3 protein-coding genes are annotated in these 7900 nt (G+C 62.1%); 1 reads left to right on the plus strand and 2 read right to left on the minus strand.

Going from position 1 to position 7900, the window contains the following annotated elements:
• Positions 1 to 424 precede the first annotated feature (424 nt).
• Positions 425 to 751: an AzlD domain-containing protein gene (locus B5F12_RS11285; RefSeq protein WP_087234452.1), complete on the minus strand. Its 327-nt coding sequence runs from the start codon at positions 749 to 751 to the stop codon at positions 425 to 427.
• The gene (locus B5F12_RS11290; RefSeq protein ID WP_087234454.1) at positions 748 to 1449 is read right to left on the minus strand and encodes an AzlC family ABC transporter permease; all 702 of its coding nucleotides are present in this window, start codon (positions 1447 to 1449) and stop codon (positions 748 to 750) included. Before B5F12_RS11290 ends, B5F12_RS11285 begins: the two co-directional genes overlap by 4 nt.
• A gap of 426 nt (positions 1450 to 1875) precedes the next feature.
• Here B5F12_RS11290 and B5F12_RS11295 point away from each other — a divergent pair, with 426 nt between their 5' ends.
• A complete protein-coding gene (locus B5F12_RS11295; protein ID WP_087234456.1) occupies positions 1876 to 7359 on the plus strand; it encodes a family 43 glycosylhydrolase in 5484 nt (1827 codons plus the stop codon).
• The last annotated feature ends 541 nt before the right edge of the window (positions 7360 to 7900 follow it).

Genomic DNA, 7900 nt, shown 5'->3' on the forward strand with positions numbered 1-7900 from the left:
CCTTGGGCAGCTGGCCCTATCATCAGGTGGTTTCCACGTCCGGGCCTACCCTGGAGAAGCGGCGTTCCCGCCGCCGGGAGCCAGGCCCCCGTTAGCTGGAAACAGCGGCACACCAGGGAAAGGCCCTGGCGGTAGAAGGACGCAGGAACAGAGAAGGAAATACAAACCATAGAACGGCAAGCCATCTATGTGACCCCACCGGGCCAAGGGCTGAAAAGAGAAAGACGCAGGGACACCCAGTACCGCGGGGTGGATTCCACAAGGCGGGGGAAGGCCCCGCCTTTGGTGGGTCTTTGGTGACTTTCTGCCCAGTCAGAAAGTTACCCCAGCGGAGCGTCCCCGGCTGGGGCGCTGGTTTCCGCCTGACCAATCGGAGAAGGACAGGCCCTGCCCGTCACCGCCTTCACCGTGCCACATAGACAGATTAAAATATGACCTGTACCAGCACCATATAGAAAATGGTCCCCCCCATGATGGAGAGCATATTGTTGCGCTTCCACAGGTGCAGCCCCACCACCGCAGCACAGGCCAACAGTGCGGGCAGCCACTGGTCTGTGGAGGTAAAGCGCACCCCCTTCAGGCAGTACACAATGAGCATGGCAATGACCCCGGCGGGGAGATATTTGCCCAGATAGAGCACCACTTTGGGGGGCTTGCCCCCTCGGTCAAAGAGGAAAAAGGGCAGAGCCCGGGTGAGGAAGGTCACCACCGCCATCACCGCAATGGCGGCAGCCGTTTGGGCGACACTCATACCTTTTCCTCCTCTCGGTCCAAATAGGGGCGCAGCAGCAACAGACCCGCCACCAAAATGCCCAGGGCGGGGATGAGAAACTGTCCATTCTCCGCCCCCAACGCCAGCAGGCACACCAGAGTGCCCCCCGCTCCCAAAAACACCGGCAGGTGCCGGGAGGCAGACTGCCACTGCTCCACGGCGATGACCAGGAAGAGGGTGGTCATGGCAAAGTCAATGCCCTGGGTGTTGATGGTGATGAGGGCCCCCGCCACCGCCCCGATCACCGACCCGGCAATCCAATACAGCTGGTCCAGCAGGGCAATGGCAAAGTAGAAGTCCCGGGGCTCCACCCCCTCCGGCGCCTCCACCCCCGCCAGCAGGGCGTAGGTCTCGTCGGTGAGGGAAAACATCATGTACCACTTCCGTGCCCCCATGCCCCGGAATTTCTCCAGCATGGACAGGCCGTACACCAGGTGTCGGAAATTGATGATGAGGGTCAGCAGGGCCACATCGGCCAGAGGGGCCGCCGTGGACAGCAAACTCACCCCCAGATACTGGCCGCTTCCGGCGTAAATGGTCATGGACATCAGGGCCGACCACAAAGGCACATACCCCGCCGCCGACATCATCCACCCAAAGACGATGCCGATGGACAGATAGCCCATGAGCACCGGCACCGTGTAGGGAAAGGCGGCGGCGATGGTCTTCCGGTTCATGTCAGGTCACTTCCTTGCACTTCTCTTTTGTACGCTATTATACGAAAGTATCTGGCGTTTGGCAAGGGCCGTTCCACTCCCGTACAAATTACCCGGATTTCTCCCCTCTCAACAGGGCAATCACCGAGTCAAATTGAGAATTTATCCGGAAAAAGCCCCCGGAACTACCGCAAAAAGAGCATTCAAATATCCGGATATTTTGCAGATACTCCTTGAATGACCGGGTGATAGCCATGAAAATTTTATATTTTACTTACTTTTGTTCAATTTGTATTGTTAAGAAGGGAGAAAATACGTTATCTTCGTCCATATCGTTGATGTCCGTATAACTGTATGCTAAGATTTTCCTGACAAAGGGGTTTGCAGCGCCCTGCGGACCCAGACAGCTGGTACGCTGTCAGAACCAAACGAGAAGGAGGACAAACCATGAGAAACACGTTTCTAAAACGAGCAGTGGGAGTTGCGCTGGCTCTGACCATGACCCTCAGCGCCATTCCCCTCTCACCCCGGGCTGTGGCAACTTCGGACAGCGGGAATCAGACCTTTACCAATCCCGTGATGTATGCCGACGTCCCGGATGTGGACGTCATCCGGGTGGATGACGCCTACTACATGGTGAGCACCACCATGCACCTCTCCCCCGGCTGCCCCGTGATGAAGTCCACGGACCTGGTCAACTGGGAGACGGTGAGCTACACCTACGACATTCTGGATGACGGCGACAAGTTCGCCCTGCGCAACGGGGAGAGCGACTACGGCAGCGGCTCCTGGGCCGCCAGCATCCGCTACTACAACGGCAAGTATTACGTATCCTTTGCCAGCCTGTCCACCGGGAAGACCTACATCTTCTCCACCACCGACGTGGAAAACGGCACCTGGCATCGGTCTGAGTTTTCCGGCTACCTCCACGACGTGTCCCTGCTCACCACCCAGGACGACGGCATGTACGTGGTCTACGGCAGCGGCACCGCCCGGTGCCGCCCCGTCTACGAGGACGAGAATGGGGACATCACCCTGGGCGACGAGGTGACCCTCATTGAATACACCGGCCTGGACAACGACGGCAATCCGGTCAACGGTCCTGTGTCCTACATCTCCGAGGGCATCCACGCCTATGAGATCGGGGACTACTACTACCTGTTTATGATTCAGTGGCCCACCGGCGGACGCCGACAGGAAGTCTGCTGGAGAGCCTCCTCCCTGGACGGCCCCTGGGAGAGCCGCAAGGTCTTCGACTCCGGTCTGGAGTTTGACGGCCAGATGGACAACGCCGGCGTGGCCCAGGGCGGCATCGTGCAGGCCGCCGACGGCTCCTGGTACGCCATGCTCTTCCAGGACCACAGCTCTGTGGGCCGCATCCCGGTGCTGGTGCCTGTGACCTGGGAGGACGGCTGGCCCGTGTTCGGCGATGAAAACGGACAGGCCCCTGTGGAGATGGACCTCCCCGGCACCTACACCGGCGAGAAGGACATTGTGGTCTCCGACGAGTTCTACAACGGCCAGCCCCACTCCTTCGCCGCCGACAACAGCAGCGTGTCCACCGCCGCGGACACCGCCACTCAGAACGCGGCAGCGGCAGAGGCCCAGCCCACCGCCGACCAAGAGGCCGAGCGGATGGAGCTCATCGTCAACGGCGGCTTTGAGGACGGCACCGAGAACTGGGCCACCCAGCAGACCGCCACCCTCACCCCCGTGGACGAGGACGGCAACACCGTGCTGCTGGTGTCCGACCGCACCAACACCGCTTCGGGCCCCAAGCAGCTGCTCACCGGAAAGGTGCACGCGGGCCAGACCATCTACGTCAGCGCCCGGGTGCGCTACGACGAGGGCCCCGATACCCGGCTGTTCCACATCTCCATGCAGAATAACGCCGACGGCAACCTGTGGGACGGCATCGACAACGCCGGGTCCGCCACCGCCAAGCGGGGCGAGTGGACCACCATCACCGGCTCCTATACCATCCCCAATGACGCTGACCTGTCCTACAGCAGCATCTTTGTGGAGACCAACTGGACCCCGGAGCAGGACCCGGACACCGACCTCATCGACTTCTATGTGGACGATGTGTCCGTCACCGTGGAGGTGGAGGAGCCGGACTACGGCATTATCGTCAACGGCGGCTTTGAAAACGGCTCCGAGCCCTGGGCCGTCCAGGAGGCCTCCACTCTGGAGATCGTCACCGAGGAGGCATTCAGCGGCTCTTACTCCGCCAAGATTTCCGACCGCACCAACACCGCCTCCGGCCCCAAGCAGGTCCTCACCGGACAGCTGAGCCAGGGCCAGAAGGTCCAGGTCAGCGCCACGGTCAAGTACAACGATGGCCCCGCCTCCAAGACCTTCAACTTCTGCATCCAGTGCGGCGACTGGCGCGGCATTGACGTGGTGGGCTCGGTCACCGCCCAAAAGGGCCAGTGGGCCACCATCACCGGCACCTACACCATCCCCAACGATGCGGACATGTCCTATGTGGGCTGCTTCATCGAGACCGCCTGGACCGCCACCCCCGACCCCACCAACGACCTGTTCGACTTCTATGTGGACGACGTGTCCGTGGTGGTGCTGCCCGACGAGAAGGAGCCTGTGGAGCCCGGAGAGAACGACGACAACGGCTCCTATCTGGACCTGGCCTGGCAGTGGAACCACAACCCCAACAACAACGACTGGTCCCTGACCCAGCGCAACGGCTTTTTGCGCCTGACCACCGGCACCAAGGCCAAGAACATCCTGGAGGCCCGGAACACCCTGACCCAGCGCACCTACGGCCCCACCTGCTCGGGCAATGTGGCACTGGAGATTGCCGGGATGAAAAACGGCGATGTGGCCGGACTGGCCGCCTTCCAGCAGCGGTACGGCTATGTGGGCGTGAAGATGGAAAACGGCACCAAGTACCTGGTGATGACCAAGACCGAGTCCGACTCTGACCCCAACGGCACCGAGGTGGAGCGAGTGGCTCTGGACAACGGGGTCAACCGGGTATACCTCCGGGTGGACTTCGACTACACCCAGCGCAAGGATCAGGCCACCTTCTTCTACAGCCTGGACGGCGCAGCGTGGACCCAGATCGGCAACACCCTGCAGATGGCCTACACCATGCCCCACTTCATGGGCTACCGCTTCGGCCTGTTCAACTACGCCACCCAGACCACTGGCGGCTATGTGGACTTCGACTACTTCCACGTCTCCGACCAGTGCTCCAACGGCTCTGAGACCGTCCTGAATGCCTCTCTGGACGACATCGACGACGTGCTGGGCGTGGCCTACGCCCAGGTGGAGCTGCCCGTGAAGCTGGACACCCTCCCCGACGGCGACTACACCAAGTTGGAAGCGTCCCTGAACATCCCCGACGACTTCACCGTGTCCGGCGTGGTGTTTGACGAGAAGAACGTCACCGGAGATGCCACTTACACCTATCAGGACGGACGTCTGGTGCTCACCGTGTCCGGGGACAACGTCAACTATCAGGACAACGGCGGCACTGGCTTTGCCACCGTCCAGCTCCAACTCACCGACTACACCACCCAGAACAAGACCGTGCAGGTGCGCACCGACTACGTGCGGGTCACCGGCGGCAACGTCTCCTATCGGGTGGACAACGCCGTGTCCAACATCTCCCTGGTGAAGCTGGACTCCGAGGCCCTGGCCAAGATTCCCGGCTACTCCAACCCCCTCATCGACTACGACTTCGGCGCAGACCCCTTCGCCCTGGAGTACAACGGCCGGGTGTACGTGTACATGACCGCCGACCAGTTCGAGTACGACCAGAACGGCAATATCATCGACAACACCTATTCCAAGATCAACTCCCTCCACGTCATCTCCTCCGCCGACCTGGTCAACTGGACCGACCACGGCTTTATCCCCGTGGCAGGCCCCAATGGCGTGGCCAAGTGGGCCAACAACTCCTGGGCCCCGGCCATCGCCTACAAGCAGATTGACGGACAGGACAAGTTCTTCCTGTACTTCTGCAACGGCGGCGGCGGTATCGGCGTGCTGGAGGGCGACTCCCCGGTGGGTCCCTTCACCGATCCCCTGGGCCACGCCCTCATCGACGGCAGCACCCCCGGCACCCAGGGTGTGCCCTGGATTTTCGACCCCGCGGTCATGGTGGATGACGACGGCACCGGATACCTGGTCTTTGGCGGCGGCATCCCCGCTGGACAGGACCTGAACCCCAAGAGCGCCCGCATTGTCCGGCTGGGTGACGACATGATCAGCCTGGACTGCGAGCCGGTGATGATCGACGCCCCCTGCATGTTTGAGGACGGCGGCATTCACAAGGCCAACGGCAAGTACTACTACACCTACTGCTCCAACTTCTCCGGCAACCACTCCGCCGTGGAGGGCTACCCGGGCTACGGCATCATCTGCTATATGGTCAGCGATGACCCCCTGGGCCCCTATGAGTACTGCGGCGAGATTCTCCAGAACCCCTCCACCTACTTCGGAGTGGGCGGCAACAACCACCACGCCATCTTCAACTTCAAGGGCACCTCTTACATCGTCTACCACGCCCAGACTCTGGGCCAGGCCATGGGCATTGAGAAGGGCTATCGTTCCACCCACATCAACGAGGTGGAGTACTACGCCGATGGCCGCATCGTCCCCATCCAGGCCGACCGAGAGGGCATCAGCCAGCTGGAGACCATGAGCCCCTATCAGCTCACCGCCGGGGAGACCATCGCCTGGCAGGCCGGTATCAAGGTAGAGGCCTGTGACCAGCCCGGCCAAGGCCTGTCGGAAGTGAACAACCGCGCCGTCACCGACATCCAAAACGGCGACTGGATTGCCGTGGCCGGTCTGGACTTCGGCGACAAGGGCGCTGCCTCCTTCACCGCCAGCATCGCCGCCCAGGCGGGCGGGGCTGTGGAGCTGCGGGTGGACTCCCCCGACGGCACCGTGGTGGGTACCCTCACCGTGCCCGCCGGAGACGGCACCTATCAGACCCTCACCTGCGATGTCACCGGCCTCACCGGGGTGCACAACCTCTTCCTGGTGTTCACCGGAGACGACCAGGCGGAGAACCTGATGAGCCTGGACACCTGGCAGTTCACCGAGGCGGGCGAGTCTGCTTCCGCCAACAAGGCCCTGCTGCAAGCCACCTATGACTACGCCGTGAATCTGGACACCACCGGTGTGGTGCAGGCCGCTGTGGACGCCTTCCAGAAGGCCATGGACGAGGCCAAGGCCGTGCTGGACAACCCCAACGCCACCCAGGAGCAGGTGAACACCGCTTGGGACAACCTGCTGGAGGGTATCTGGGGTCTGGGCCTGAAGCAGGGCGACAAGACCATGCTGGAGCTGCTCATCCACAAGGCAGAGGGCATGCTCCCCAATGAGAGCAAGTACCTGCCCGACCACTGGCAGGAGCTGCTGGACGCCCTGGCCGCCGGTCAGGACGTGATGGAGGACGGCAATGCCCTCCAGGGCGACGTGGAGACCGCCGTGGACGAGCTCCTCACCGCCATTCTGGCCCAGCGCTTCAAGGCGGATAAGTCCATCCTGGAAGACCTCATCGGCGCTGCCCAGGACATGGACCTCACCGGATACACCGCCGAGTCCGTGGCCACCTTCCGCTCCGCTCTGGCCGCTGCCCAGGCTGTGATGGCCGACGAGAGCCTGTCGGAGGACGACCAGCAGGTGGTGAACGACGCCGTGGCCGCGCTCCAGAGCGCCATGGACGGCCTCACCGCCGAGGGCGACGTGCAGCCCTCTGAGAAGCCTCAGGAGAGCCAGAAACCTGAGCAGACCCAGGCACCTGAGGCCACCGACCAGCCTCAGGCCACCCAGAAGCCTGAGAACGTGCCTCAGACTGGGGACTCCGCCCAGCTGATGGGGTACGTGGCGGCCCTCACCGCCGCTGTGGGCCTGCTGGCTGGCGCTGCCTATGTGTCCCGCAAGCGTCGCAGCTAATCCCAAATCAAGCAAAAAGTACGGTCAGCGAAAGCTGACCGTACTTTTTTGCTGTTTCGAGAGACAATTTCTTCTCCGATTTCCTGGGCAGGAACCAGCGCCCCCGCCGGGGACGCTCCGCTTATGCCCGATTTCTCCCCGATGAGAAATCGGGGAAAGAATCGCCAAAGGCGGGGCCTTCCCCCGCCTTGTGGAATTCACCCCGCGGTACGGGGAGCCCCTGCACATTTCTCTTTGCGGCCCTTGGCCCGGTGGGGTCACATAGAGGGCATGGCAATTCTTTTGTAAGTTTCAGCTTCTACGACAAATAAAACTTCTACCACAAGGGCCTCACCCTGGTGTGCAACGGTTCCCAGTTGCCGATAGCCTGGCTCCCGGCGGCGGGAACGCCGCACACACCAGAGTAGGCCCGGAGGTGGAAACCGCCTGGCGATAGGGCCAGCTGCCCAGAGCAGCCTGGTGTGGTGGCACGACTAGGTGCCACAGCAAGGGTCACGGGCCGAACACCAGCTTGACGCAGTTCCAGCCTCGTACCCCAAGG

Origin of the sequence: Pseudoflavonifractor sp. An176 (genome assembly GCF_002160435.1) — a bacterium.
In the GTDB taxonomy this organism is placed as follows: domain Bacteria; phylum Bacillota; class Clostridia; order Oscillospirales; family Oscillospiraceae; genus Enterenecus; species Enterenecus faecium.